General features: G+C 37.1%; 25 protein-coding genes. 4 read left to right on the top strand and 21 right to left on the bottom strand.

Annotation, left to right across the window (positions count from 1 at the left end; all coding sequences use genetic code 11):
* Positions 1-680: 680 nt before the first annotated feature.
* The 5 genes from pepF to spxA all read right to left on the bottom strand — a co-directional run bounded on the left by pepF (position 681) and on the right by spxA (position 6,894).
* A complete protein-coding gene (gene pepF / locus M028_RS0114800; protein WP_026574543.1) occupies positions 681-2,498 on the bottom strand; it encodes an oligoendopeptidase F in 1,818 nt (605 codons plus the stop codon).
* A 113-nt stretch (positions 2,499-2,611) separates the two neighbouring features.
* Positions 2,612-3,808 carry a competence protein CoiA gene (locus M028_RS0114795; RefSeq protein ID WP_026574542.1) on the bottom strand — a complete coding sequence of 399 codons (1,197 nt, stop codon included), beginning with the start codon at positions 3,806-3,808 and terminating at the stop codon, positions 2,612-2,614.
* Positions 3,809-3,901: 93 nt separating this feature from the next.
* Entirely contained in the window at positions 3,902-5,413 is a 1,512-nt protein-coding gene (cls, locus tag M028_RS0114790; RefSeq protein WP_026574541.1) for a cardiolipin synthase, read from the bottom strand.
* 72 nt (positions 5,414-5,485) lie between these two features.
* On the bottom strand, positions 5,486-6,157 hold the full coding sequence (gene mecA / locus M028_RS0114785; protein ID WP_026574540.1) for an adaptor protein MecA: 672 nt from the start codon (positions 6,155-6,157) through the stop codon (positions 5,486-5,488).
* A 341-nt stretch (positions 6,158-6,498) separates the two neighbouring features.
* The gene (spxA, locus tag M028_RS0114780) at positions 6,499-6,894 is read right to left on the bottom strand and encodes a transcriptional regulator SpxA (RefSeq protein WP_026574539.1); all 396 of its coding nucleotides are present in this window, start codon (positions 6,892-6,894) and stop codon (positions 6,499-6,501) included.
* 624 nt (positions 6,895-7,518) lie between these two features.
* Here spxA and M028_RS0114775 point away from each other — a divergent pair.
* Positions 7,519-7,704, top strand: coding sequence for a hypothetical protein (locus tag M028_RS0114775; protein WP_081810827.1), 186 nt, complete (start codon positions 7,519-7,521; stop codon positions 7,702-7,704).
* 43 nt (positions 7,705-7,747) lie between these two features.
* On the opposite strand, the gene M028_RS0114770 is transcribed toward M028_RS0114775, so the two are convergent.
* From M028_RS0114770 to M028_RS0114750, 5 genes are all read right to left on the bottom strand, one after another.
* Positions 7,748-8,683 carry an ABC transporter ATP-binding protein gene (locus tag M028_RS0114770; protein WP_026574537.1) on the bottom strand — a complete coding sequence of 312 codons (936 nt, stop codon included), beginning with the start codon at positions 8,681-8,683 and terminating at the stop codon, positions 7,748-7,750.
* Entirely contained in the window at positions 8,684-9,727 is a 1,044-nt protein-coding gene (locus tag M028_RS0114765; protein WP_026574536.1) for an ABC transporter ATP-binding protein, read from the bottom strand.
* A gap of 17 nt (positions 9,728-9,744) precedes the next feature.
* Positions 9,745-10,773 (bottom strand): oligopeptide ABC transporter permease, encoded by a 1,029-nt coding sequence (gene opp3C, locus M028_RS0114760; protein ID WP_026574535.1) that lies wholly within the window; start codon positions 10,771-10,773, stop codon positions 9,745-9,747.
* On the bottom strand, positions 10,770-11,702 hold the full coding sequence (gene opp3b / locus M028_RS0114755) for an oligopeptide ABC transporter permease (protein ID WP_026574534.1): 933 nt from the start codon (positions 11,700-11,702) through the stop codon (positions 10,770-10,772). The genes opp3C and opp3b overlap by 4 nt, the downstream gene beginning before the upstream one ends.
* A 112-nt stretch (positions 11,703-11,814) precedes the next feature.
* Positions 11,815-13,491, bottom strand: a complete 1,677-nt coding sequence (locus tag M028_RS0114750; protein WP_026574533.1) for a peptide ABC transporter substrate-binding protein — start codon at positions 13,489-13,491, stop codon at positions 11,815-11,817.
* A gap of 221 nt (positions 13,492-13,712) precedes the next feature.
* On the opposite strand from M028_RS0114750, the gene M028_RS0114745 reads away from it, so the two are divergent.
* Complete coding sequence (locus tag M028_RS0114745) at positions 13,713-14,069, top strand: DUF3899 domain-containing protein (RefSeq protein WP_051591056.1); 357 nt, start codon at positions 13,713-13,715, stop codon at positions 14,067-14,069.
* Between the two features lie 140 nt (positions 14,070-14,209).
* Positions 14,210-15,202, top strand: coding sequence for a tryptophan--tRNA ligase (gene trpS, locus M028_RS0114740; protein WP_026574531.1), 993 nt, complete (start codon positions 14,210-14,212; stop codon positions 15,200-15,202).
* Between the two features lie 58 nt (positions 15,203-15,260).
* On the opposite strand, the gene M028_RS0114735 is transcribed toward trpS, so the two are convergent.
* The 9 genes from M028_RS0114735 to M028_RS0114695 form a co-directional block, all read right to left on the bottom strand.
* Positions 15,261-16,007: a YjbA family protein gene (locus tag M028_RS0114735; RefSeq protein ID WP_026574530.1), complete on the bottom strand. Its 747-nt coding sequence runs from the start codon at positions 16,005-16,007 to the stop codon at positions 15,261-15,263.
* A 197-nt stretch (positions 16,008-16,204) separates the two neighbouring features.
* The gene (gene opp4A / locus M028_RS0114730) at positions 16,205-18,004 is read right to left on the bottom strand and encodes an oligopeptide ABC transporter substrate-binding protein (RefSeq protein WP_026574529.1); all 1,800 of its coding nucleotides are present in this window, start codon (positions 18,002-18,004) and stop codon (positions 16,205-16,207) included.
* A gap of 18 nt (positions 18,005-18,022) precedes the next feature.
* Positions 18,023-18,931 (bottom strand): ABC transporter permease, encoded by a 909-nt coding sequence (locus tag M028_RS0114725; RefSeq protein WP_035424159.1) that lies wholly within the window; start codon positions 18,929-18,931, stop codon positions 18,023-18,025.
* Positions 18,932-18,947: 16 nt separating this feature from the next.
* The gene (opp4B, locus tag M028_RS0114720; RefSeq protein ID WP_026574527.1) at positions 18,948-19,916 is read right to left on the bottom strand and encodes an oligopeptide ABC transporter permease; all 969 of its coding nucleotides are present in this window, start codon (positions 19,914-19,916) and stop codon (positions 18,948-18,950) included.
* A gap of 16 nt (positions 19,917-19,932) precedes the next feature.
* Positions 19,933-20,859: an ABC transporter ATP-binding protein gene (locus M028_RS0114715; RefSeq protein WP_026574526.1), complete on the bottom strand. Its 927-nt coding sequence runs from the start codon at positions 20,857-20,859 to the stop codon at positions 19,933-19,935.
* Positions 20,846-21,868: an ABC transporter ATP-binding protein gene (locus tag M028_RS0114710; protein WP_026574525.1), complete on the bottom strand. Its 1,023-nt coding sequence runs from the start codon at positions 21,866-21,868 to the stop codon at positions 20,846-20,848. The genes M028_RS0114715 and M028_RS0114710 overlap by 14 nt, the downstream gene beginning before the upstream one ends.
* 207 nt (positions 21,869-22,075) lie before the next feature.
* Positions 22,076-22,846 carry a DUF2268 domain-containing protein gene (locus M028_RS0114705; RefSeq protein WP_026574524.1) on the bottom strand — a complete coding sequence of 257 codons (771 nt, stop codon included), beginning with the start codon at positions 22,844-22,846 and terminating at the stop codon, positions 22,076-22,078.
* A 112-nt stretch (positions 22,847-22,958) separates the two neighbouring features.
* Positions 22,959-24,197 (bottom strand): beta-ketoacyl-ACP synthase II, encoded by a 1,239-nt coding sequence (fabF, locus tag M028_RS0114700; RefSeq protein WP_026574523.1) that lies wholly within the window; start codon positions 24,195-24,197, stop codon positions 22,959-22,961.
* A gap of 81 nt (positions 24,198-24,278) precedes the next feature.
* A complete protein-coding gene (locus M028_RS0114695; RefSeq protein ID WP_026574522.1) occupies positions 24,279-25,211 on the bottom strand; it encodes a beta-ketoacyl-ACP synthase III in 933 nt (310 codons plus the stop codon).
* A 198-nt stretch (positions 25,212-25,409) separates the two neighbouring features.
* On the opposite strand from M028_RS0114695, the gene M028_RS30125 reads away from it, so the two are divergent.
* Positions 25,410-25,652, top strand: coding sequence for a hypothetical protein (locus tag M028_RS30125; protein ID WP_051591055.1), 243 nt, complete (start codon positions 25,410-25,412; stop codon positions 25,650-25,652).
* A 26-nt stretch (positions 25,653-25,678) separates the two neighbouring features.
* On the opposite strand, the gene M028_RS0114685 is transcribed toward M028_RS30125, so the two are convergent.
* Positions 25,679-25,876, bottom strand: coding sequence for a ComZ family protein (locus M028_RS0114685; protein ID WP_197031442.1), 198 nt, complete (start codon positions 25,874-25,876; stop codon positions 25,679-25,681).
* Positions 25,872-26,837: a BMP family ABC transporter substrate-binding protein gene (locus tag M028_RS0114680; RefSeq protein WP_026574520.1), complete on the bottom strand. Its 966-nt coding sequence runs from the start codon at positions 26,835-26,837 to the stop codon at positions 25,872-25,874. Before M028_RS0114680 ends, M028_RS0114685 begins: the two co-directional genes overlap by 5 nt.
* Positions 26,838-26,920 lie beyond the last annotated feature (83 nt).

Raw genomic sequence — 26,920 nt, 5'->3', positions numbered from 1 at the left:
CTTTGGCGAAGACTTGGGGCAACTGAGTCCGAATCAGGGGTTCATTCGGACAGCTTTGACCAAGACATGGAGCGACCGAGTCCGAATCAGAGGCTCATTCTCTGCAGCTTTTGCGAAACCATAGGGAAATCGGGTCCAAATCAGGGGTTCATTCGGACAGCTTTGGTGAACCCAATGGCATTCGAGTCCAAACTGGAAGCCGTAGGGAGAAACGGTTTAACATTAATTTTGTTCGAAAAACACAATCTATCCGAAAACAACCTAACTAAAAGGGGATGGGAGAAATCTTTCACGGTCAAACAAAGGGGTTTATGTTTGTTGTGATCAACTTCACGAGTTAACTATATCATGGCGTTGTACCTTAAACAATGACTTTGTGCTTTATTTCACAATATTGTCAAAAAGTCATATTTTTTCGAATTGGACAATAAACTAATATTGAGATAAAGCAAAAGTAGGTGGAATTTCCAATGAAGAAGCTCTCGATTTTCTTCATGATTCTTTTTTTTATCCTAGCCTTTTTTCTTCATTTGCTAGCACTGCTTAAAATTTTCCCATTATGGATCAGCATTCCCCTGTTGTTCCTATCCATTTTCGCCATTTTATTCTTCGTAAATGAAAGGAAACGATTTCGCGGGTTTTAAAAAGGGATGACGCATGTTTAAGCGCCATCCCTTTTCTCATGATAACAACTGTTCAAGCTCGTTTAGCTTTTCTTCAAATACCTTGCAGGCATCTTTAATTGGCTGGGAGCTGGTCATGTCCACTCCTGCCTTTTTAAGGACTTCAATTGGGTAATCAGAGCTTCCTGCACTAAGGAACCCTATATAGCGCTTTACGGCAGGCTCCCCTTCTTCTAGAATTTGCTTACTTAATGCGGTTGCCGCACTAAATCCAGTGGCATATTGATACACATAATAATTGTAATAAAAATGAGGGATTCTTGACCACTCTAAGCCAATTTCTTCATCAATGACAATATCCTCTTCTCCAAAATACTTTTTGTTTAGCTCATAGTATTCTTTTGTTAATAACTCAGCCGTTAACGCCTCGTTATTTTGAAGTTTTTGATGGATAAGGTGTTCAAATTCTGCAAACATGGTTTGCCGGAACACAGTTCCTCTAAATCCTTCTAAGTAATGGTTTAACAAATAAATCCGTTTCTGTTCATCATCAATGGTCTTTAATAAATAATCATTTAACAATGCCTCATTACAGGTCGACGCCACTTCGGCAACGAATATTGAATAGTTCCCATATGGATAGGCCTGTGATTTACGTGTATAGAAACTATGCACGGAATGTCCTAACTCATGAGCAAGTGTAAATAGATTATTCACATTATCCTGCCAGTTCAAGAGGATATAGGGATTAGTGCCATAGGAGCCAGAAGAATACGCGCCGCTTCGTTTCCCTTTATTTTCGTGAACATCTACCCAGCGGTTTTCAAAGCCTTCTTTTAAAACTTTAGCATACTCTTCCCCGAGTGGCGCTAGTCCTTTTAAAACAATATCCTTTGCTTCCTCATATTTAATCTCCATTTTTACATCTTTGACAAGTGGTGTATATAAATCGTACATATGCAGTTCACTAAGACCTAGAACCTTCTTGCGCAGCTTTATATATCGCTGTAATAAATGCAAGTTTTCGTTTACTGCTTTTACCAAATTATCATACACACTTTCGGGGATATTATTGGCTGCCAATGCTGCCTGCCTTGCTGATTCATACTTTCTAATTCTTGCATTAAAATTATCCTTCTTCACATTTCCACTAAGGGTGCTTGCGAATGTATTGCGGAAATTACCATAGGTTTCATACACCGCTTTAAAAGCATCCCGGCGTACGCGTTGGTCAGTGCTCTCTAAGAATCGTATGTAGCGGCCATGGGTAATTTCTACCTCTTCCCCATTTTCATCTTTAATGGATGGAAACGCCAAATCAGCATTGTTTAGCATCCCAAATGTATTGCTCGAAGCATCCATCACCTCGCCCGCTTCTGCTAACAATGCTTCTTGTTCAGCTGAAAGAACATGCGGCCTTTGCAGATTAATTTCCTCAATTGCATGCTCGTAAAGCTTTAGCTCAGGCTTCTCCGTTAAAAACCCTTTAAGTTTACTTTCATCAATCGATAATAGTTCTGGAACAATAAAAGCAAGTGCACTACCCGCTTGAGCGTAAAGGTTTTTCATCCGATCATCTAAGCCTTGATAAAATGAATTCGTTGTATCTTGATCATATCTCATATGGGAATAGGCATAGAGCTTTCCAAGTCTTTCAAGAAGTTGATCCTGATACTGAAGGGCTTTAAATAGAGTCTCCGCACTCTCTCCAAGCTTTCCTTCAAATTGTTTCGCTCCAGGGATTTGGCCTTTTACCTCCTGGAATTCCTTTTCCCACGCCTCATCATTTGCAAATATATCTTCTAATTTCCAGGTTTCTTCAACAGGGATTTCACTTCTAGCCGGCAGCGTTTTAATTGCAGTTTCATTTGCCATCTTTCATCCTCCATTCTAATTTCCAAATTACCAAAAGAACCCACTATAATATTTCTCCTTTTCCTTCCAAATTCCTTCATTCTCTATTATTATGCCCTTCATTAATATTTCATTTATCCTTTTGAAATCATTCGCTGATATTTTTGAAAAAAACCCTTCTTCCGATCTTCCCTTTCACGATTTGATTGTGGAAGGGGGATATTCCTGTTTAGTTGAAAAGCAGCTTTTCCCTTTTGAGCCACAATCCCAAGTCTGTCCAATATAAAAAGATATTCCATCACTGCAGTAAAAGGATGAACCTGCTTAATTAACGGGAGATCACGGATGATAATTTCCTTTTTCCCTATTCTCTTATAAAAACTCCTTTCTACTTCTTGAACCGTAAATATGTCCATTGGATGTATTTGAGCCAAGATATCAAGATACACATAGGTTTGCCAAATGATTGGTGAAGTTTGAATCAATAGTGAAGAGTGAACTGGGAGACCAATTTCCGGAGGTAATAGAAAAAGATTAAGATTATGCTGATAAATCTCATGAAGGAAGGAGTTTTGCCTCGAATTTGGGTGAAGCGCCCAATTCAGATTGGCTTTCTCTAATTCAGAATTCCAATTTGAAAGATTAATTTGACCTAGACATTCAGGATTCAATAGACAATTGATTTTTACGTTACCAATGGGATAAAAGTGGTTTTGTATAAAGGCATTTTTTATTGAATAAGAGACAATTGAATCTAGTAGGTGAAAGTGCTTTTTTTCGGGGCAATAGGAGGGCAAGTAATAACTACCTTCTACTGTCTGTTGTATAAATAAATAGTGGAAATTTGAAAGTGAGAGAATATTTTTCCTCTTTTGATGGATTTGTTCATTCCCCAAAATCCAGAATGGAACATAGCCTGCATCAACATAGCTTCTTGTTCTTTTCAAAAAAATTTCATCAGCAATTGGGGAGCATTGAAACTCTAAAGCATATTTTTGATTTTTGTAAGTAAACTTTATATCGGGCCGCTGCTGGATTTCCTTATCATAATATTCAAGGATCGCAGGGATTTTTTGACGTAACAGCCAATGATAGAGCTGAAGTTTTCCTTCCATATGATAAACCGACTCATTTTCATAGGAGTTCCTGCATTCTCCCCCCTTTATATGAGAAAAATGATACATTCTCTGATCGCCCAGCTTTAGTAAAACTCTTTCACCACAAACTGGACAGAAGAATTCATCCCTGTTTCTAAAGTATAATAGCGTTTCTTTTTTGTAATTATAGCCCAGACATATTTTTTGACCATTTTTTGTGCGTGCTGTTAGCATGCCATTCACCTCCTCCTATAATAATTCGATTGATTATTTAAAAGTCCTTTTTTTGCAGAAAAAAAGCAATCAGCCAATTGCCGATTGCTTTGGTTATAGTAACGGGGACATCAGCCTTGCTGTTGATTCCAATAACCGCAGGCCCAAATGTCTTTTTTGGAATGTTTTAAGATCAAGCTGCTTGGCAAATTTTAAATCATTTTCGTATTCATCCACCAGCTTTTGTGCACTTTTCGTTCGAAACAAAAAGGCATTAACTTCAAAATTTAAATGAAAACTTCGCATATCCATATTGGCTGTTCCAATCGAAGCGAGTTCTTCATCTACAATGATAATTTTGCTGTGCATGAAACCACGTTCATATTCATACACCTTCACCCCTGCTTCCAAGAGTTCTGGAAAATAGGAACGTGAAGCGTGAAAAACGATTCGTTTATCAGGGCGGTTGGGCACCAAGAGCCGAACATCAATCCCGCTTAAAGCAGCCACCTTGATCGCCGAAAAAATGTCTTCATCAGGAATAAAATAAGGGGATGCAATCCAAACCGATTTTTCAGCTGAAGCAATCATTGAAAAAAAGATATTTTTAATCACACTCCACTCATTATCAGGTCCTCCTGCAATTAGTTGAACCCCCCCGTGGCTCTTATTATCAAGTTGCGGGGATAAATATTCGGCAGTTAAAAAACTATGGTTGGTCATATAATACCAGTCCTGTAAAAAAATTAACTGAAGGGTCCTTACGGCTTCTCCCTTTACCATTAAATGAGTATCACGCCAAAATCCGATACTTTTAACTCTTCCTAAATATTCATCGCCAATATTTAAGCCGCCTACAAAACCAATGGTACCGTCAATTACAATAATTTTTCTATGGTTACGAAAGTTGAATTTATTATTTAAAAATGGAAGTTTTACCGGACCAAAAGAAACTGTTTCAATTCCTGCATTTCTCAAATCTGCAATATACTTCTTAGACAATTGCCAGGAACCGACCGCATCAAAAAGGAAACGAACCTTGACCCCCTGCATTGCTTTTTCTACTAATATTTCTTTAATTTCTTGTCCAATCACATCATTACGAACAATATAATATTCAAGATGGATATGATGTTTAGCTCTTCTTAGTTCTTCTAAAATATGTTGGAATGTTTCTTCACCATTGGTTAAAATTTTGGTCGAGGTATCAAAAGATATGGGACTGTTCCCAAGCTTTTGCGCCAAACTGAATAATTTCCCTTGATGTTCTCTCATTAAACTTAACTTTTCCCTGCTTCGTGGATCATTTTCCCCTTCGACATTCAAAAAGGCTTGTTTATCTAGAAAATACTTTTTACGGAACATTTTCTCCTTTCGATAATTCCGCCCGAAAAGAAGATAAAAAATAAAGCCAACAAGCGGAAACCCGCCTAAAACAACCAGCCAGGTAATCGTTTGCGTGGGGTGACGATTCTCAAGAAAAATCACAAATCCAATGAAAATAACGGACAAGGAAATAAATAGGCTAAATACCCCGAAAAGACCACCCTTAATATGATCTTTAAAGATCAACATAATTACGGATATGACTATAACAAATAGAACAACCCTAACAGTGTTTTTCAGTGTCCTCACCTGCACTTTAAAATGAATAAATACTAAAAAATACCGATTTCAATAGTGAAATCGGCTCTAATTTTAGTGAAAATGCTTTCTAATTTCAGAAAACACATTTTCAGAAATTATTTCTTTTCCGTATTCCTGAACACGATGGATGGTAACTTGTGTTTCAGTACCGTATTCCAAAAGGATACTTAAGATATCATCTATTTCATCTTCCTCAAATACATCCTCAAGAAATTCGGTGTAGAGATAATATCTTCCTTCAAAATGATAAAGAGTCGTTTTTAATTCATCCAAACCCTCGCGTTTCGATAACATAATAACATCCTCAAAATCCTTAAAGGCAAGCATAAATTCAAGGGGATCTTCATCAAGTAAATAGTCTTCCTCAACCTCATGCTTTGGATTGAAATGTTGATCAAGAATATCTTCAATATTCTCATCAACCGGTATATCCTTTACCTTATCTCCCGGAATTGGCAGTTCAAATTTTTGGCCATCTTTAGAAAGCTGGGCTTTGGTAACAAGAATTTCTAAGCCTTTTTCCAATGCCTGAACTTGGATCCAAAGTGGACCTTCCACAACAAACTCTTCTTCCTGATGAACCTCATCCATCATTTCCCAGAAAAGTTCTTCGCTGCGCTCACGATTGTACCAAATTTCTTCTCGGTCAAAACCTCTGTCTTCTATATCACCATATGAAATGTAGAACTTTACAGTATTCTCATTTATTCTTTCAATCTCCATTTTTACCTCTCCCTTCCGTTTTCCATATTGAAGGGACTAAATACCCCCAAGCAGACAGTGCCAAAAGCATTTACCCAATTTAGAAAGGACTATTATTAGTGAGATTTGTTAAAAAAAGGACATAAATCCTTGTACTTTTATTTTATGACAAAAGCAGCAATAAGGGAAATAAAATTAATCAAATAATCAAAAACCATCAATACGCCTATTTCCCAGCATTAGCTGGCGTTTAAAATATAAAACGGAAGTTTCACTTATTATTAGATATTCATTTTATTGTATCAAAATGCCTTTAAAATCACAAATGAAAAAGACCTTCTGCTTCCAGAAGGTCTTGGCTTTTAATTTACCATTCGCTGTGCTTCACGCAATTGGAATGTTCTCACTCTTCTTGGTAAGAACCGGCGAATTTCATCTTCATTATAACCGACTTGTAAACGCTTCTCATCAATAATGATTGGACGGCGTAATAGTCCTGGATTTTCCTTAATTAATTCGAATAAATTCTGAAGAGGCATGGTATCTAAATTTACATCCAATTTTTGAAATGTCTTGGAGCGAGTGGATATAATTTCATCTGTTCCATCTTCAGTCATACGAAGTATTTCTTTAATCTCTTCAATAGATAAGGGCTCTGAGAAAATATTTCTTTCCTTGTAAGGAATCTCATGTTCTTCCAGCCATGATTTTGCTTTCCTGCATGATGTGCAACTTGGTGAAGTGTATAATGTTACCATTTGTCTTCACACTCCTCTTTATTTAACTATCGGTTTATAAGAAAAACGAAATCTGTTTAATAATTAATACCCTAATTAAAACTATCATAAACAAGGAATCTAATTAAAATTATTATAAACAAGGAATTTATATCATTTATTATACACCACTGATTCTGAAAAAGGTATCTTTTTTTCAAAAATTCACATAGGGCCAAAACTCAAAGAATTTTTTCAAACCACACTATATTAGACGAATATTTACGTAAAAAGTTTCAAGGTTTATCAATTTTTTTCGTTAAAATTTTGTAATACTTTGAGTTTTACTGTAAGATTATTCGTTTACTTTCTGCAGTTTTTGTAGGTCTAAAAAAATATTAATTTCGTCCCTTAATGCTTTTTATTCTAACAGATTATTCTTAAGTATTTCTTAACCTTTTATTAAATTTATATTCTCAATTAAATAAGGCAGAATGAAAACGCATACATCAAGCTGTGACATAGTCACAAAGTTTTCCCTAATTCTAAAGGAAATAATGAAGAATGTCTTTTAATTCCCCCTAAGTTCTTTTAAAATATAAATAGGGGATATTCAAAAGCATTCATCATGCTGACATTTGAAATAAAAATGGAGGGTTAACGATGATTGGTGGTTACATAGCAGATTTAACCATTGTAGCCGTTCTTGTTGTGGGTATTACAGCATTAATGGGTGTCATAACAAATGGTGTTGGTGAAAGAGTTTTCGGAGGAAAGAAACGGACCGAATTTACCGACCGTGTTTCAAAATATCAAACAAACTGGAAACAAGTTGGCGGAAATCAGAAATAAATGACAATAAAAAACGATCTCATTTGAGATCGTTTTTTATTGGTTATTTTGAAGTTTTAAATTGAGCAAACTCTTTTTCTGAGCAAAGGACAAAATGTCCTGGAGTTACTTCACGGAATTCAATCTTATCATTTTCATTATAATGATGGCTTGCCGGATCATAGGATCTCCGTTTTCTCATCCGCTCACTAATTGGGTCTGGTGCCGGAATTGCTGATAACAGTGATTGAGTATAAGGATGAAGTGGGTTTTTATACAATTCATCAGCTGGAGCAAGCTCAACCATTTTACCAAAATACATAACTCCAATTCGATCACTGATGTATTTTACCATGGAGAGATCATGCGCGATGAAAAGGTAAGTTAAGCCCTTTTCATGTTGCAGTTTCTTCATTAGATTTACAACCTGTGCTTGAATGGATACATCCAGGGCAGAAATTGGTTCGTCGGCAATAATGAATTCCGGCTCGACCGCTAGTGCACGAGCTATTCCAATCCGTTGACGCTGACCGCCGCTAAATTCATGAGGATATCTATTTGCATGTTCTCTATTTAACCCAACTGTTTCTAATAGCTGATACACACGTTCCATACGCTCTTGTTTTGATTTAGCAAGACCATGAATGTCAATTCCTTCGGCAATAATATCGGCAACTTTTAGTCTTGGATTTAATGATGCATGTGGGTCTTGAAAAATCATTTGCATTTTACGGTTAAAAGCTTTTAATTCACTTTTTGACTTTTTCCCATGGACATTTTCACCATCATACAATACTTCCCCGCCGGTAGCATTATATAATCGGATAATGGTCCGGCCGGTTGTAGATTTCCCACAGCCAGACTCCCCAACTAACCCTAATACTTCCCCTTTATAAATATCAAAGGAAACATTATCGACGGCACGAACTTCATTTGCTTTTCCAACATTAAAATATTGTTTTAAATTTTTAATCTCGAGTAATTTTTCATTTTGAGCCATTTACTTTCCCTCCTTCATTTCAGGGAATTGACGCTGACGTCTTTTTACAGCTTCCGGTGGTTCAACTTTAGGAGCATCCGGATGTAATAGCCAAGTTGCTGCATAATGAGTGTCAGACACCTTAAAGAATGGTGGCTCTTGCTCTAAATCGATTTTCATCGCATAAGGATTACGCGGTGCAAATGCATCCCCTTTAGGCGGTTCTAATAAATCAGGTGGTGTTCCCGGTATCGAATACAATTCTTCATCATCCGTATCCATATCCGGCATTGAACTGATTAATCCCCATGTATAAGGATGTTTGGGATTATAGAAAATCTCATCTGCTGTACCAATTTCGACAATCTTCCCACCATACATTACCGCAACTCGATCCGCTACATTTGCGACAACGCCGAGGTCATGTGTAATAAAAATAATCGAAGTATCAATTTTCTTTTGCAAATCCTTCATCAATTCTAATATTTGTGCCTGAATGGTCACATCCAAGGCGGTTGTTGGTTCATCTGCAATTAAAACTTTTGGATTACATGCTAAGGCAATCGCAATTACGACCCTTTGTCTCATCCCACCGGAAAATTGGTGAGGATATTGATTGATACGGATTTCCGGCTTAGGAATACCAACTAGCTTTAGTAAATCAATGGCTCTCGCTCTTGCATCATGTCTGCTCATATTTTGATGCTTAATCAGAGGCTCCATAATTTGATTGCCAATTTTCATTGTTGGATTTAATGAAGTCATTGGATCTTGAAAGATCATGGATATATCATGACCCCTGATTTTTTGCATCTCTTTATCTTTAAGTTTGGTTAAGTCCTTACCACCAAAGAGGATCTCACCTTTTTTAATTTCTGAATTATGTTCAGGAAGGAGACGCATAATTGATTTTGTTGTAACAGATTTTCCGGAACCTGATTCTCCAACAATTGCCAGCGTTTCTCCCTTATATAAATCAAAGCTCACACCTCGTATTGCTTGAACTTCCCCTGCAAAGGTGTGGAAGGATATATTTAAATCTTTTACCTCTAAAACTTTCTCCACTACCATTCACCTGCCTTCTAATCACGCATTTTTGGATCTAAAGCATCTCTAAGACCGTCTGCAATTAAGTTAAATGCTATCATAATAAGGGAGATCATAATAGCTGGAATAATCATCTGATATGGAAACGCTATCATTCCCCTAAATCCATCATTGATCAATGTACCTAATGAAGCGTGAGGGTCCTGCAAACCTAATCCGATGAAGCTTAAAAATGCTTCAAAGAAAATCGCATTCGGAATTGAAAACATTGTATTGATGATGATGACACCAAACATATTTGGAATCATATGTTTAAAGACAATAGTGGAATCTGATGCCCCTAATGTTTTCGCTGCCAATACGTACTCCATATTTTTATATTTTAGAACCTGCGCACGTACAACACGCGACATACTTACCCAACCGGTGATACTTAAGGCTAAGATAATCGGGATAATCCCTGCTTTTAAAACGAGAATCATCAGGACAACGACGATAAGGTTTGGAATTCCCATAATGATTTCGACGATACGTTGCATAATACTATCCGTTTTTCCACCGATGTAACCCGAAATCGCCCCATAGGTAACCCCGATTAGCATATCAATTAAAGCTGCAAAAAAAGCAATTAATAAAGAAATTTGGGTGCCCTTCCAAACCCTAGCAAACAAATCTCGTCCTAATCCATCCGTACCAAACCAATAATATTCTTTAACATTTCTTGTTTCATAAGGATGTAATTCTACGCCCTGTCTATTTTTCAATGTACCATCAAATGGAAGCCAGTGAATATTTTCTAAACCTTGAATCCTTGGTGGTAAATTAGCATGTTTAGTATTTTGGAAATCATAAGCATACGGTGTGATTAATGGCCCAACAAATGCCATGATAATCAATAATACAGTCACAATTAAACTAATTACTGCACCTTTATTTTTTCGGACCCTTAACCATGAATCCTGCCAAAAAGTCAAACTTGGCTTTGCAATTTTCTCGCTTTTAGATACATCCACATGGGCGGGCTCAAATAACTCTTGTGAAATTTTTTCATGATTGGTTATCATTTAGATCGCCCCCCTGAAATTCGAATTCGTGGGTCAATAATTCCATATAGAATATCCACCACTAAAATAATCACTACGAATGCAGCTGCAAAAAGAATAGTTGTTCCCATAATAACCGGATAATCATTTACGGTAATGGCCTTAACAAATTGTTCTCCTAGACCTGGGATAGCAAAAATCTCCTCAATGACAAGTGAACCTGTCATTAAGCTAACTGCCAAAGGTCCTAAAACAGTGATAACAGGGATTAAAGCATTTCTTAATGCGTGCTTTACGCTAATTTGAAAATAGCTTGCTCCCTTCGCCTTCGCTAGAGTAATGTAATCCGATCCTAATACATCAATTAGCTCCGTACGCATGAAACGGGCAGCAATCGAAATTGGAAACATTGCCAAGGCAATGGTTGGAAGAATGGTATACTCTGGTCCCCGCCAAAACATTACTGGAAACCATTCTAATTTTACCGCAACATAATACTGAAGTAGTCCGGCAAATATAAAGCTTGGTATGGATTTCCCTGCAACTGCAATAAAGGTCGCACTATAGTCCACCCAAGTATTTTGTTTTAACGCGGCAATAACTCCTAATAAAATCCCAAAAATAGAGCCAAATACCATTGCCTCTAAACCTAATGTTGCTGAAGGTCCGATACGAATTGCTAGAAGTTTGGTAACAGGGGTATTGTTAAATTGAAAGGAGATTCCTAAATCACCTTGGACCATGTTCTTTAAGTAATTAGCATATTGAACAGGTACTGGGTCAGTTAAGTGGTATTTCTCTTGCATAATTGCTAATTGTTCGTGTGTGAGTTTTCCAGCATTACTAAACGGAGTACCAGGAACTAACTTCATTAAGAAGAATGTAACTGAGACAACGATAAACAATGTAAGAATCATGTAAATTACCCGTTGTAAAATGTACTTCGCCATGCCTCCACCTCCTATTTGATTAAAGATTCATCATTTTTCGACAATTCTTATACAGGTAAAAAGAGAGTATACCTTAATATACTCTCTTTTATATAAGTTTACTTACCAATTACTACTTAACAATTTTAATCCATTGATAGCTATAGTCAGGACCAAATCCATGGTGTGCTAAACCTTTAACTTTATCAGCAACTAACAAGTTAGCAGAACGTTGATATAGAGGTGCTAGAGCAGCATCATCTTCTAATACAATTTTTTCAGCTTCTTGTAATGCTTTCCAACGCTCATCAGGTTTAGTAGCTAAAGTAGTTGCTGCATCTTTGACTAACTGATCAACTTTTGGATTTTTGTAGCTCATATGCTGTTGGCCGCTAGTTGATGGCCATAAATCCATGTAAGTCATTGGGTCAGCATAGTCAGGACCCCAACCACTGAAAAGAATATCATATTGTTGTTTATCTTCTCTATCAAGTTTTGTAGCAAATGGAATGTTGTGAAGTTCAACTTTGATTCCTGGTAAAGTTTTCTCTAATTGGTCTTTGATAAATGCATCTGTATCCTTTGCAGCTGCAGTATCTTGACCAACATAATTGAATGTTACTTCCTTCTTACCGATTTCAGATAAACCTTTTGTCCATAATTCTTTTGCTTTTGCTTTATCTGATTTTAAATATTCGCCAGTATCCGCACGGAAGTCTTTACCATTATTGAACGCGAAATCTTTCGCAACGATAAAGTTAGCAGGGATTGAACCATTCGCTAAAACATCATCAGTTAAAGCTTTTTTGTCAATTGCTAAAGCAATAGCTTTACGGATATTAGCATTTGCTAATGCTGGGTTTTTCTCATTAAATTTCAACCAGAAAATGGATGGTTCAGTGTAACGAAGAAGATTTTTTGAACCTTCATATTGTTGAATGATTGCTGGTTGTGCAAGTTTTGGTGTAATGTCTGCTTCGCCAGCTTCAAAAGCATTTGCAGATGCCTGCCCGTCTTTTTGTACGTTAAAGTTGATTTTCTTTAAAGAAACTGTATTTGCATCCCAATAAGTATCGTTTTTCTCTAGTACCCATTCAGTTGCCTGTGGGCCATCCCATTTAGTCATTTTGAATGGACCATTATAAAGAATGTGGGAAGCATCCTTCGCATAATCTTTACCTTGGGACTTAACATACTTTTCATTTTGCGGATAGAATAATTGGAACGTAATATATGACTCAAAGAAAGGAATTGGCTGCTCTAAAGAGATTTCTAGAGTATAGTCATCCACTGCTTTAATTCCTAAATCAGTTACTGGTTTTTTCTTAGCTACGATATCGCTAGCATTTTTGATCTTGCCTTCCATGAAATATGGACCATATGGAGAAGCAGTTTTAGGATCAATTGCACGTCTCCATGCAAAAACGAAGTCATTAGCAGTTACAGGATCACCGTTTGACCATTTTTGATCCTTTTTCAACTTAATCGTGTAAACGGTTCCATCAGCATTCGCAACAGGTTTACCGTCTGCAACACCCTCGATTACCTTTTGGTCTGGATCTAAACGATATAATCCTTCGTTTGTTGCATTTAACATGGTGAAACTCATAACGTCTTGAGCCATAACACTATCCATTGTTGGAACTTCTGCTGACTCTAAAACATTTAATACTTGATCAGGTGTTTTACCATTAGAAGTACCACCATTGTCCTTTTCTTTTCCAGTGTCTTTCCCACCAGAACAAGCTGCCAAGAACATGCTAAGAACTAGTGATAAAACTAAAAGTAGTGAAAGTTTTGATTTCTTCACTAGTAGACCTCCCTTTTCTATTATTCTGAAAAATTACTACATTCCCTATTATACATTTTTTCAACTAATTGTACATTACTTTTTGAAAATTAATTTACATTTTCATAACATTTTAAACATTTGGGTTACTGGAACCTATGTTATCATTTACTCTCGTACTGATTTTTTGTATAATATTTAAAATACTTTTCCTTATAAATCAAGGTTTTGGAGGATAAGAAATGAACTTTCGTTTTAAAAATACTCTGATAATTTCAGCAGTTTTTCAGTTGCTAATTATTTTCCTATCACTCATTTTTTACCAAAAGATTTCTTTGTTAAGCTATATCAATATATCTTTTTACATTTCATTCGCCTTACTTCTTTTTTCTTTGTTATTATTTACTGTTAAAACTGGTTTTTTTGACGCGATAGCTAAGTCATTTAACTTTGCTGCAACAAGAGGAAAGGAAAAAAGAAGTCTAGCCGAAATTCCCTCTCTTTCTGAAATGGTGACAATCAATCAAAAGCCTTTCGTTTTCCATGGAATCATTACTGGCTTTCTAATGTTAATCGCCCTTGGCTTCTATTATGTTTAACGGACTTGATTACGATTATTCATTTCATTATAATATGATTATAAATAGTCACTAAAAGCGTTGAACCATTCTTCCCTATATGGATTAGGTGACGAATGGTTTTTTTATTTAAATGCTTATTAGCAGGAGGAAAAAATACCATGAAAACCATTTTTTCTGGCATTCAACCAAGCGGAACCATTACACTTGGCAACTATATTGGAGCAATGAAACAATTTGTAGAACTGCAAAATGAATATAATTGCTTCTTTTGTATCGTTGATCAGCATGCCATAACCGTCCCTCAAGACCCGCAAGTTTTAAGAAAAAATATAAGAAGTCTTGCTGCGCTGTACATCGCAGTCGGTATCGATCCAGAAAAAGCAACACTCTTTATTCAATCAGAAGTTCCTGCGCATGCTCAAGCCGGGTGGTTGATGCAATGTATTTCCTATATTGGTGAATTGGAAAGAATGACACAATTTAAAGATAAGTCTGCTGGAAAAGAAGCCGTATCTGCAAGTTTATTGACCTATCCGCCACTTATGGCTGCTGACATTTTATTGTATAACACAGACCTTGTCCCAGTCGGTGAGGATCAAAAACAACATCTGGAATTAACCCGTGATCTTTCAGAGAGATTTAATAAGAAATACGGGGAGGTTCTTACTATTCCTGATATAAGTCTTCCGAAAGTCGGAGCGAGAATTATGTCACTTCAAGAACCTACAAAAAAAATGAGTAAATCCGATCCAAATAAGAAAGCTTTTATCACCCCTCTGGATGACCTGAAGCAAATTGAGAAAAAAATTAAAAGCGCTGTAACAGATTCTGAAGGCATAGTTAAATTTGATAAAGAAAACAAACCAGGAATATCTAATTTATTGTCTATTTACTCAATTCTAGACGGTAAATCGATTTCTGAAATTGAAGAAATGTATAGTGGCAAAGGGTACGGTGAATTTAAAGGAGATTTAGCTCAGGTAGTAATCAATGTTATTAAACCGATTCAAGAAAGATACAATCAACTCATTGAATCAAAGGAACTTGATGATATCTTAGACCGTGGTGCAGAAAAAGCGAATAAAATTGCCTCGGAAACACTCAAAAGGATGGAAAATGCAATGGGCCTTGGAAGAGGTCAGAAAAGGTAGAACCAAAAGAATAAAAGCCTGACCCATAAAGGTAGTGACTACCTTTTGGGTCAGGCTTTTAATTTACCTTTGGACCATGCTCCATTTCCCATAACTTTTCAAAGAATGGCTGCCCTTTAATTATATTCTCACAAAATGTTACATGCCTCTTGCCCCATCCGTATTTTGTTTCCTCAAATAATTGCTCCCATACATCCTCAACATTCATTTCCTGGATGGCGGCGTATCGTTCCGGACACCATTCGGTATACCAATAACGAACTTCTGCTTCATTATTTGAAGAGTGTAATTGATCAAGGGCCATAAATAATAACTGCTTTAATTGGCGTTCCTTTCTTGTTAGGCCACGCATTAATTCTGGCTCAGGCGATAAAATATGATGATTTTTCATTTCGCTAGGCTGATAAAAGTGATAAACATTTGCCTCATGCGTTTCAATCATCTCATATACAAGCTGTTCTTGCCTTGGAATTAACCTGCTTTTTCGGATTGGAATGGTATAGCCAATTGTATCAATTGCTAAAATACCTACCCCATCCGTTACAACAAAACAATAATCAAGCTGAATTCGCTCATGGTTTTTTCGTAAATATGCTTTTTGATAAATATCATCTAGGAGTTGTTGAGGTAATTCCGCTAAATCATTCTCAATATAGTTAAATAAAATCGGTTCAATCTTTAAGAGTGGAACTTGATCCAAAAGTTCGACTCCATCATCCTTGCGCCATTCATGAAAGTGGCATACATTATACCCGTTTTCTTCACCTTCAAACCAATTCACCCAAACATCATGAAGATACAACATTGTACAACCCCTCACTTCAAGAAACTGTTTGTCAATCAGTATGGGCAGACCTTAGTTAAATTATTCCTTTATATATGTTTTGCTCCATAATTAACTTTTATTACTAATATTAAAGAATCTTTAAGCAGCTGGTGATACCATCATTTCAATACAAAAAAAGAGATAATCACCAAAAGTGACTACCTCTTTTAACTTTATTATTCTACTTCAGGGGTTTCGCTTGTAACACCAACTTTAGCCCAAACATATGGGTCAGCTGTATAATTGGCAGTTAATGATGTTACACGATTGTTAACTCCTGAAATCGTAGAACGGAATAGTGTTGGAATAACAGGCATTTCATCATTCATAAATGCTTGCCACTCATCGTAAACTTTTTTACGATAGTCATGGTCAAATGCTTTTACGGAATGACCGTCTGCTAATAATTGATCGTTTTTCTCACTTACAAAGCGAGAGTAGTTAAACGGAACATCTTTACCGTATAAACCATATGGGTCAACGTCTGTCCCTGTTCCCCATGCACCAGCATAAATGTCAACTTTCTTGTTATCTTCTTCAACCATTTTGTAGAAAGAGTTAAATTCTGCCAAGCGGCCATCTACAAGGGAAACATCTAGCCCAACATTTTTCCAGCTTTGCATATAGAATTTTGCAAGTGGTTCAGCTGTGTCACCGCCACTCATCGATAAGAAATTAATGTGGAATTTCTTACCGTTTGGATCTTCACGAAGACCGTCATTATCAGTATCTTTATAGCCTGCTTCATCTAATAGTTGTTTTGCTTTTTCCGGATCATATCCAATGGCATTTGCATCTTTGTTATACCAGCTTGGGAAGGACGGCGGAATTAAGGATGTAGCCGGGAAACGTAAACCGTTATAAATTTTCTCACCCACAGATTTCTGATCGAGAGCATAGGCCATCGCTTGTCGTAAGCGTTTGTCTTGGAATTTAGGGTTATCCATAACATTTATGCCTTTTTTAGCATCCCAGTGGCCTAATTTAAAGCCGATGTAGTTATAAGCTAGATCGATTTGACCGATAAATTGGAAGTTCTTAGATCCCTTAGCTGCAGGGTATTGATCGACAGGGAAATCAGCAACATCGACTTCACCTTTTTTAAGTGACTGTAAAATAACTTTTGGATTGACAACTTTTGCAATAATCGTTTTTAATTTTGGTTTTCCTCCAAAATAATCATCATTACGCTCGAATTCTACTGATTCACCTGGAACCATCTTTTTAATCTTGTATGGACCAAATCCAATTGGAGTTTTATGGATTTTGTCTGCCTTTGCGAGGTCTTTTATTGGAATATCCCCAATATAATGCTTAGGCATCGCATATGGCCATAGACCTGTTATTAAGGAAGGATTTGCGTCTTTAAAAGTAATCGATAGGGTTTTATCATCGATAATTTTGATCCCCGAAATATTTTTGGATTTGCCTGCGTGGTATTCTTTCATCCCAACAATACTTTGGATGATCGCATCACCATAACGCACACCTGTGTAATCCTTGTTACCAATTACCAAGAATGAATATTCATAGTCTTGGGATGTTACCGGTTTTCCGTCGGACCAATTAACATTGTCCTTAATTTTTACAGTAATGGTTTTATTGTCATTGGACATTTCATAGGTAGCAGCACCATCATTTGTAAATTCATAGTCTGCATTGGTTGAGAATAGTGGAATGTCGAAGAATTGCAGGACTTCGGCATCTGGTTGTCCAGTATAATAGGCATAGTTTAATGTACCTTCGAATGGAGTATCGTACACTAATGCATATGTTAGTGACCCATCCTCCACCACTGGCTTGTCGCTTTTAATGACTGAAGGGAATGTACTAATATCTTCTTTCGGTTTGTCACTTGATGACGTTGGCTTTTTACTTCCACTGTCTTTGCCTCCGGTCGAATTGGAGCATGCAGACAGGAGCATACCCAAGACAACCAGTAAACTAAAAAACTTAAAAAAATGCTTTTTCTTCATCCTTCTTTTCCCCCTTTTTTATCCTAATCTTTGCCTTGCATCGGCTGCACGTTTTAACGCTTGACCGATATAATTTATACTCAACATCATAACTAAAATAAGTAATGACGCAGGTAACCAAATCCACCATTTATTTTCGAGAACATCCGGATTGGTTGCATAACTAACAAGAGTTCCCAAACTCGGAGTACTTTCCGGTAATCCAAATCCTAAATACGTTAACCCTGATTCAATTCCAATATTTCCTGCAAGATTTAGAGTTAAATTTACGATAATAATAGAACTTAAATTAGGCAGAACTTCCCGGAAAATAATTTTCCAATCAGGCGTCCCAAGCGTTTTTGAGGCACTAACATAATCAAGTTCCCTTTCAGCAAGGGTTTTTGACCTTATTAACCTAGCTTTACCTGTCCATAAAAACAAACTCATAATTAGGATAAAGGTAAAAACATTATATTCTGGCGATATGGAAACAAAAACAATTACTAGCATTAAAGTTGGAAGGATAAGAAAAAAGTCAATAATACGCATGAGGATATTATCGACTTTGCCTCCGAAATAACCTGCACATAATCCGACACAAAGACCGATACAACCTGTTAATAGTGTAATGCATAAGCCAATTGTAAAGGAGTTTTTAGCCCCAATGATTAATTGGCCAAATATATCCCTTCCGCCATAATCGGTCCCTAACCAATGCTCTGAAGACGGAGGTGAATAAATAGATAACAAATCTACCGTTACAATTTTTTCTTGGTCTAATAAAAGAGATGCACCGTAGACACCTACCACGATCAGCCCTAATAGGATTAGAGAACCAAGTGCTAGTTTATCTTTCACAATTTCCCGCCATAAAATGAAGAAAACTCCATTCCTCGGTTTTTTTATTGCCTTTGGCTGATTAGGATTTACGATTTCAGCTTTCATATTGGCTCCCTCCCTTTTATTCAATTCGGATTCGTGGATCAACTGCACTTAAAATGATATCTGAAACTAAAGTTCCAACTAGGGTGGCTAGACCGGATATCATAACAAGTGCGGTGACGACACTAAAATCTCGCTGCATGATGGAGGTGAGGAACAATTGTCCAATACCTGGATATCCATAGATAGATTCCAGAAAGACTGAACCGCCTATTAAATAAACAATTTCATAGCCTAGAAAAGCCGCAATAGGAAGAAGTGAATTTCTAAAAATATGACGCGTATAAACCTTTGATTCACTAACCCCTTTTGCTCTCGCCGTTTTAACAAAGTCCTTTATTTTTGTATCAATGATTTCATTACGTAAATATTGAATCGTTACAGTTGTACTTACAATCGCACCTGAAAATGCCGGCAAAATGAGATGGTTAAATTTGCTTATGTAATAGGCAAATGTCCCATCTTCCACACGAATATCAACACTTCCGCTCGTAGGGAACCATCCAAGCACAAAACCAAATATATATAATACTAATAACGCAAAAATGAAAAGTGGTGTAGCGAATGTTAGATAGTTGTAACCAACAATCATTTTATCCGCCAAAGAATCTGTCCATCTGCCGCCGATAATTCCAAGTGGAATGGAAATAAGATAACTTAAAACCATTATGGCAAAACCTAACAGGATTGTATTTCCCATTTTACCTGCGAGCAGGTGGGTTACCGATGTTTGATGGATGACAGACAAGCCTAAATCCCCGTGAAGTAATCCCTTAATCCATCTTCCATATTGAATATATAAGGGATCGAATAACCCCAATTTCTGTTTTAATTCATGTATTGTCACGGCATCCATTTTAGGATTACTAGCTAATTGTCCTGTTAACGCATCACCGGGCATTGCTTTCGCCAACAAAAATATAAGTATACTTAAAATAATTAATTGAGGGATCATTACTAGGATTCTGCGTAAAATAAATTTCAACATTTATATTAACCCCTCCCTATGGTAGTGCAACTGAATGGGTTTCAGAAATAGATTTAAGATTATAAACTTTACCCTCAGCATTAAAATATTTATTATAGGAATCGTTATATTCGTTGTTTATCTGTTGTCGAATCTTAATTTGCTTTTCTCTGTTTTCCGGATTTATTTCTGGAATTGCTGAAATTAATCTCTTAGTATAGATATGCTGCGGATTTGTATATATATCTTTACTTGTTCCTTCCTCAACGAATTGACCGCGATACATAATACCAATCCGATCACACATGTGTTGAATAATCCCTAAATCATGGCTAATAAATAAATAGGTCAAATTAAACTCTTTCTGAATATCCTGCATAAAGTTTAAGACCTGTGCCTGAACTGAAACATCGAGAGCCGAGACAGGTTCATCAGCAATGATTAACTTTGGCTTTAATGTTAAAGCCCGGGCAATCCCAATCCGCTGTCTTTGCCCGCCGGAAAACTCATGCGGATATTTGTAGATAGATTCTGGATTTAATCCAACTTTTTCTATGTAAAACTGTACCTTTTGTCTCTCTTCTGTTGGCGAAAGCTTTTCAAAATTTCTCAGCGGTTCGGCAACGATATCCAACACCCGTTTTCTTGGATTTAAGGAGGAATAAGGGTCTTGAAAAATCATTTGAATATCTTGTCGATATTGATGAAAATCATGGCGGCTTATTCTCATTAAATCCTGATTTTCAAAAAGAATTTCACCTGAAGTGGCCTTTATGAGTCCGATCAAGGTTCTGCCGGTTGTAGTTTTACCGCACCCTGATTCACCCACTAGTCCATATGTTTCTCCCTGTTTTAGTTCAAAGCTAATATCATCCACTGCCTTTACATGACCAACCACTCTTTTGAAAAAACCGCCACGAATTGGATAATATACTTTAAGATTATTGACCCTAAGAAATGACATAGTTCACGTCTCCCATGTTTTTTTCTGGAAAGTGAAAGTTTTTATAGCAAGTGCATCGCACAAAATGATTTGGTTCAACTTCTCGTAACACCGGATTCTCTTCATGTTCATGGACATCAACCCACTCAATCCGGTCTTTAAACCGACATCCAGTTCTTGGTAAATTTTTCAAGGACGGTACAATACCTTGAATAACATGTAATCTTCCTTTGAATGTGGTAGAGGATGGAATGGAATTAAATAGTGACCTTGTGTAGGGATGTAAAGGCCTTCTAAATAATGTATTCACGTTTGCAATTTCAACAATTTCTCCTGCATACATAACTGCAACGCGATCTGCCATTTCGGCAACGACTCCAAGGTCATGGGTGATGAGAATAATACCAGCTTTCGTCTGCTTTTGCAGTTCCTTTAGTAAATCCATTATTTGGGCTTGTATTGTAACATCTAATGCGGTGGTCGGTTCATCTGCTATCACTAGCTGCGGGTCACATGCAATGGCAATGGCGATTACGACACGCTGCCGCATTCCGCCGGATAATTCATGAGGATATTGTTTGTAGGTTCGCTCTGGATTAGGGATTCCTACCTTTTTCAAGAGCTCAATAACTTTTCTTAGTCTTTCTGGTCCAGATAAATTTGTGTGAAAGGTCATACTTTCTTCTATTTGTTTTCCGCAGGTCATAAGTGGATTAAGAGCTGTCAGAGGATCTTGAAAGATCATTCCAATTTCTTTGCCCCGGATTTTATTCATTTCTGCAGTTTGAAGGGGCAGCAGGTTTTTTCCTTTAAAATTCACATTCCCTTCTTGCTTCGTTCTATCCTTTGGATGTAACCCCATGATGGACAGAGCAAATGCGCTTTTTCCACATCCCGATTCTCCCACGATTGCTAATACTTCATTTTGATTTACTGTCAATGAGACATTATCTACAGCAGCGAAATAATCGTTTTCAATCCGAAACGAGGTTCGAAGGTTCTGTACCTCTAACAGTGGATGATTGACCAAAATTGAGACCCCCTAAACTATATCATTCTATAAAAATCCCTATCTTGAAATCACCATAATTTCAAGTAATAACATATTCTGTTTAATTTTGTATGTTAATAAAATTTTATTACAGAATTATTTCAATTGCAAGACTTTTGGGAAAATTGTTATTTTTCTCTCATATTCAAATAAAAAAACCTGATTTATCAGGCTCTTTCACTTATTCTATTCTATGAATTTGGAGGAAGGGATCGTAAAAGATTGTTTTGTAGAATAGTGATGACCTTCGTAATATTCCTTCACTATTTGGTAACCGGCAGCATATCCCAGCAGTTTAGGAATCCTTCCTCCCCCATATAATAGCTGGTCGTGTGTTCTCTCATTTTTTTTACGATCAAGCTGATCGTTTAAATACTTTTTCCAAAAACCCTTTATTTCTTGTTCGGTATACATGTGACACCAGCTTGCTGTGTAATTTCTCCCACAATTTTTTAATACAGCATATTCAGCAAGTCCTTCAATAATGATAGAATCCAATAGGGTATATTGGTTCATTTTCTTGTTTAGTTTACTTAGCCTGCAGACATGGTGATATTCATGTACAAAAAGGGCTTCTAATTCCTTCGAGTCATCCAAAGGCGATAGAAATAGGAACATTTTATCTGGATAAGAAACACCTGATTTGTTTTTCTCCACCCGAAAGAAAAACCCTCCTGATTGGGCAATTGGAAAGAGAAAAATCGGAATATCCGGACCTGACCACTTTTTTTGGTAATGTTGAAAAAGTTTCTCTACTTGATTCCACATTTTTTCTTTTATCATTATGTCAAAAATATATTTTGAGCTCCTCGAGGGCTTATACATTCCAAAGCTGATTAATTGATGGTAAATTTCATTCGCAGTGTATCCCTTAAAATAGGGCAGTAATTTCTCGCAAATCTTCGTTGGGCGGTCAAACTCCTCTTCGAGCCATTGATTTGTTCGTACAATTCCCATTCCCTCACTCCATTTTCCAGCTAACTCCCTAAAACATTTTATGAATGGGGAAAGTTAAAGGTTCGATATAAATAAGAAAGGACTAGGCATATGCCCAGTCCTTTCTTCGTTTTTATTCATACTTTTTGAAAACAATCGTTGCATTGTGGCCGCCAAAACCAAGAGAGTTGCTCATTACAGCTTTTACTTCTTTTTGACGTGCTTTATTGACAACATAATCCAAATCACATTCCGGATCTGGAGTTTCGTAATTAATTGTTGGCGGAAGAATACTGTCCCTTATCGCCAATACAGAAAAGATTGCCTCCACTCCTCCGGCCGCTCCAAGCAGATGTCCTGTCATCGATTTGGTTGAACTCATTGCCAGTTTATAGGCATGGTCGCCAAACACTTCTTTAACCGCTAATGTTTCAAATTTATCGTTATAATCGGTACTCGTTCCGTGAGCATTAATGTAATCAATTTCCTCAGGCTTAAGGCCACTGTCATTTATCGCCATTTTCATTGCCCGAGCTCCGCCTTCACCGCCAGGAGCTGGAGCAGTAATATGATAAGCATCCCCTGTTGCACCGTAGCCAATAATTTCAGCATAGATTTTTGCACCGCGGGCCAAGGCATGCTCTAATTCTTCAAGAACAACAATCCCTGCTCCTTCACCAATAACAAAACCGTCGCGATTTTTATCGAAAGGTCTGCTTGCTGTTTGAGGATCCGGATTTGTAGAGAGTGCAGTATTGGCACAGAAGCCGGCAACAGACATTTTCGTGATTGGCGCCTCTGCACCGCCAGAAACCATAACATCGGCATCGCCGCGCTGGATTACTTTAAAGGCATCTCCAATTGAGTTAGTACCCGTTGCACAGGCGGTTACAGAACAGTTATTAAATCCTCTCGCACCAAGCGTGATTGAAACTTGGCCTGTAGCCATATCTGGAATCAACATCGGCACAAAGAATGGACTTACTCTTCGATAGCCTCTTTTTTGAAAAATTTCGTACTGATCTTCAAACGTTTCCATTCCACCAATTCCTGAACCGATCCAAACACCCACTCGATGGGAATTCTCCTCATTGATGGTCAAATTTGCATCCTTAGCAGCCATTATAGCCGAAGCAACCGCATATTGGGTAAAACGATCCATTTTTCTGGCATCTTTTCTTTCCATAAAGACTTCCGGATTAAAATCATTGATTTGTGCTGCAACTTTTGCCGGGTATTCATCTGCATTTACTCTCGTTAATGGACCAACACCTGATTTTCCATCAATAATATTTTTCCATGTGGTTTCAGCATCCAAGCCAAGAGGGGTAACCGCTCCAACCCCTGTAACCACAACCCTACGCTTTTCCATGAATTACAGCTCCTTTTCCAACTATTCTTCCCTACTTATTCTAATCTTTTCTATATCAATCTAAGCCCGATTGCTTATAGGTTATCTTCCCCAACGGATCGCAATGGCTCCCCATGTCAAGCCACCGCCGAACCCTACCATTACAATCACATCATCATCTTTAATTTTTCCGGCTTCTAATTCCTCAACAATGGAAATCGGAATCGATGCTGATGAAGTATTTCCATATTTCTGGACTGTTTTCGACATTTTTTCAACCGGAAGCTCTAACCTCTGTCTAGAAGCCTCCATGATGCGAATATTTGCTTGATGCGGAATAAGCAGATCCACATCATCATTGGTTAAACCAGCCTTATTAAGCACATTTACGCAACTTTCGCCCATTTGGCGTACAGCAAATTTAAATACTTCTCGTCCGTTCATAATGATATATTCATCTTGATAAAGATGTTTTGCACCAGTGCCGTCAGCACCCAGTTCAAATGCTAGGATTCCCCGGTTATCTGATACAGGCGCTATAATTGCAGCACCGGCACCATCACCAAATAGAACAGCCGTATTTCGATCATTCCAATCGGTAATCTTCGAAAGTTTTTCAACCCCGACAACTAGAATATTATTATAAACCCCTGTTTCAATAAACTGCGACCCAGTTATAATTCCATACATAAAGCCGGCGCAAGCTGCGCTTACATCCATTGCCGCTGCCTTTTTTGCTCCTAATCGTTCCTGTAGCACGCAGGCAACTGACGGAAACGGATGGTCAGGAGTTACTGTTGCAACTAAAATCAAATCAATGTCCATCGGTGTAATTCCTGCATTTTTAATTGCATTTTGTGCTGCAGCAAAAGCCATATCTGATGTATCTGTATTATCGTCGGCAATTCGGCGCTCTTCAATACCAGTCCGCGTCCGAATCCATTCATCTGAAGTATCCATCACCTTTTCTAGATCAGCATTTGTCACAATTTTTTCAGGCAAATATCTGCCCATTCCAATAATACCGGCTTTCATCACAGCCATCTCCTTTTATAAGGTAAACCCTATTTAATAATAATTAATATCAAATATTATGACTTGGTACTAATTTTATCAAAGACACCCCAATTTAAGCAACTGGAAATTACACATTTATCATCCGCTATTGTCCATACCCTTTATTTTTTTAAACATATTCTAGATTATAAACAATTTTGAAGGGGGTTTTTTCAAATGGATGAAAACCTTCAGGAAGATGTTAGGGATCATGGGAATATGTTTGATCAATTCATGTTTGGACCTGGCCAAAGGAGACAAGAACAACTTCAACCACCGGAAACAAATTATAGTCAAAACTATATCGATTATGGTGAATTAATCGTCCATCTTGATACCTTAGTAGACTCTGCCAGAAATTTAAAACCACTGTTTCAAAATATTTATCCTTTTATTGAACAATTCTGGAAAAAGAAATAAGCTGCCTTTTGTTTGGCAGCTAATTTTTATTCGTGTTCCAATTCCTTCTTGGCTTCTTCCCATCCAAGTTCATAGGCTTCATGCATTACCTTCGTAAATAGGTTCATAAAAGGTTGAATCAGATCCATTGATAATTCTACTCCTGCCTTATCTAATTGGTCTTTTGCTTCTGGTAAGTATTTCATCGCAATTTGCATAAATTGTAAAGATTTATCCTGATTAATCATATGTATCTCCTTCTTCTGGTAATTTTCCTGTTTTTTTATATTTTTCAATTTGCTTGTTCATTTTTTGTCTAAAATTTTTGTTTACGAGTGGACTGTATTTACCTAATGTAATTACATTATCTCTAAAGCCAAATGATAGATTACCCGATTTCAAATGATTTTCATTGTATTGTTTTGCCACTAATTCATATAATTTATCCACTTGTTGAATGGTGCTAGTTAGTACCGTATTTTCGCCTAAATCCGATTGATCCGATACATACCCAATTACATATAATCCGTGTTCCTTTACATTTTCAATCACTGGAACATTAAACCCATCTCCAGCCGGATAGACAACATCCACTCCCTTTTTCATCATATGATCAACCAACTCGATCGCTTTTTTCTCGTCATCCCAATTGCCGACATATTCAATATCAACATTTGTATTTTTATTTTCAGCCAAAGCCCCCTGATAAAAGCCCTCTACTTCAGGCTGCCATTCATAAGCTGCCAGTATACCTACATTATGCCTTTTTGACATATGTGCAGCAACCATCCCGCCAAAAAAACCCATTGCATGCCCTTTAAAATTCAAGCTGGTGGTATTCTTGTTTTTTGCATCACCATTAAAGCTGACAAAATGAATCTTGGGATAGTCTTTGGAAATATCATTAAAGTATTCAGCATATTCAGAACCATGTCCAAAAATTAAGTTAACCCCTTTTTGGCTAAATTCTTTAACAGCTCGTTTCACAACTGGTTCTGAATTCATCCCTTCTTTATAATAAACATCCGTATTAAACTTGGATTGAATTCGGAGCATCCCTTTAAAGCCTTTTGTCCCCCATACTTGATCATTGACTGTTTCGGGAACTAACAGTCCAACTTTCTGTAATTTGCCGGTGGACTTTGTTCCACCACAAGCACAAAGTAAAAAAAAGCATAAAAGAATGATCCCGAATCGGTTTAGCATTAAATGCATCTCCTTCTTACAGCGCCAGACCCATAACACGTTTTACAACACCATTTTAACCCCTATGAAATAAAATGAAAAGA

Source organism: Bacillus sp. UNC438CL73TsuS30 (genome assembly GCF_000482325.1).
Classification (GTDB): Bacteria; Bacillota; Bacilli; order Bacillales; family Cytobacillaceae; genus Neobacillus.
This window is presented reverse-complemented; position numbering and strand designations above follow the sequence as displayed.

What these genes read in the sequence shown, in the direction of transcription:
- opp3b (WP_026574534.1), bottom strand. Translation starts at nt 11,702, where the DNA reads ATGGCGAAGTACATTTTACAACGGGTAATTTACATGATTCTTACATTG.
- M028_RS0114745 (WP_051591056.1), top strand. Translation starts at nt 13,713, where the DNA reads ATGAACTTTCGTTTTAAAAATACTCTGATAATTTCAGCAGTTTTTCAG.
- pepF (WP_026574543.1), bottom strand. Translation starts at nt 2,498, where the DNA reads ATGGCAAATGAAACTGCAATTAAAACGCTGCCGGCTAGAAGTGAAATC.
- M028_RS0114680 (WP_026574520.1), bottom strand. Translation starts at nt 26,837, where the DNA reads ATGCTAAACCGATTCGGGATCATTCTTTTATGCTTTTTTTTACTTTGT.
- opp3C (WP_026574535.1), bottom strand. Translation starts at nt 10,773, where the DNA reads ATGATAACCAATCATGAAAAAATTTCACAAGAGTTATTTGAGCCCGCC.
- trpS (WP_026574531.1), top strand. Translation starts at nt 14,210, where the DNA reads ATGAAAACCATTTTTTCTGGCATTCAACCAAGCGGAACCATTACACTT.
- M028_RS0114795 (WP_026574542.1), bottom strand. Translation starts at nt 3,808, where the DNA reads ATGCTAACAGCACGCACAAAAAATGGTCAAAAAATATGTCTGGGCTAT.
- M028_RS0114770 (WP_026574537.1), bottom strand. Translation starts at nt 8,683, where the DNA reads ATGGCTCAAAATGAAAAATTACTCGAGATTAAAAATTTAAAACAATAT.
- opp4A (WP_026574529.1), bottom strand. Translation starts at nt 18,004, where the DNA reads ATGAAGAAAAAGCATTTTTTTAAGTTTTTTAGTTTACTGGTTGTCTTG.
- M028_RS0114705 (WP_026574524.1), bottom strand. Translation starts at nt 22,846, where the DNA reads ATGGGAATTGTACGAACAAATCAATGGCTCGAAGAGGAGTTTGACCGC.
- mecA (WP_026574540.1), bottom strand. Translation starts at nt 6,157, where the DNA reads ATGGAGATTGAAAGAATAAATGAGAATACTGTAAAGTTCTACATTTCA.
- M028_RS0114725 (WP_035424159.1), bottom strand. Translation starts at nt 18,931, where the DNA reads ATGAAAGCTGAAATCGTAAATCCTAATCAGCCAAAGGCAATAAAAAAA.
- spxA (WP_026574539.1), bottom strand. Translation starts at nt 6,894, where the DNA reads ATGGTAACATTATACACTTCACCAAGTTGCACATCATGCAGGAAAGCA.
- M028_RS0114735 (WP_026574530.1), bottom strand. Translation starts at nt 16,007, where the DNA reads ATGTTGTATCTTCATGATGTTTGGGTGAATTGGTTTGAAGGTGAAGAA.
- opp4B (WP_026574527.1), bottom strand. Translation starts at nt 19,916, where the DNA reads ATGTTGAAATTTATTTTACGCAGAATCCTAGTAATGATCCCTCAATTA.
- M028_RS0114715 (WP_026574526.1), bottom strand. Translation starts at nt 20,859, where the DNA reads ATGTCATTTCTTAGGGTCAATAATCTTAAAGTATATTATCCAATTCGT.
- M028_RS30125 (WP_051591055.1), top strand. Translation starts at nt 25,410, where the DNA reads ATGGATGAAAACCTTCAGGAAGATGTTAGGGATCATGGGAATATGTTT.
- fabF (WP_026574523.1), bottom strand. Translation starts at nt 24,197, where the DNA reads ATGGAAAAGCGTAGGGTTGTGGTTACAGGGGTTGGAGCGGTTACCCCT.
- M028_RS0114695 (WP_026574522.1), bottom strand. Translation starts at nt 25,211, where the DNA reads ATGAAAGCCGGTATTATTGGAATGGGCAGATATTTGCCTGAAAAAATT.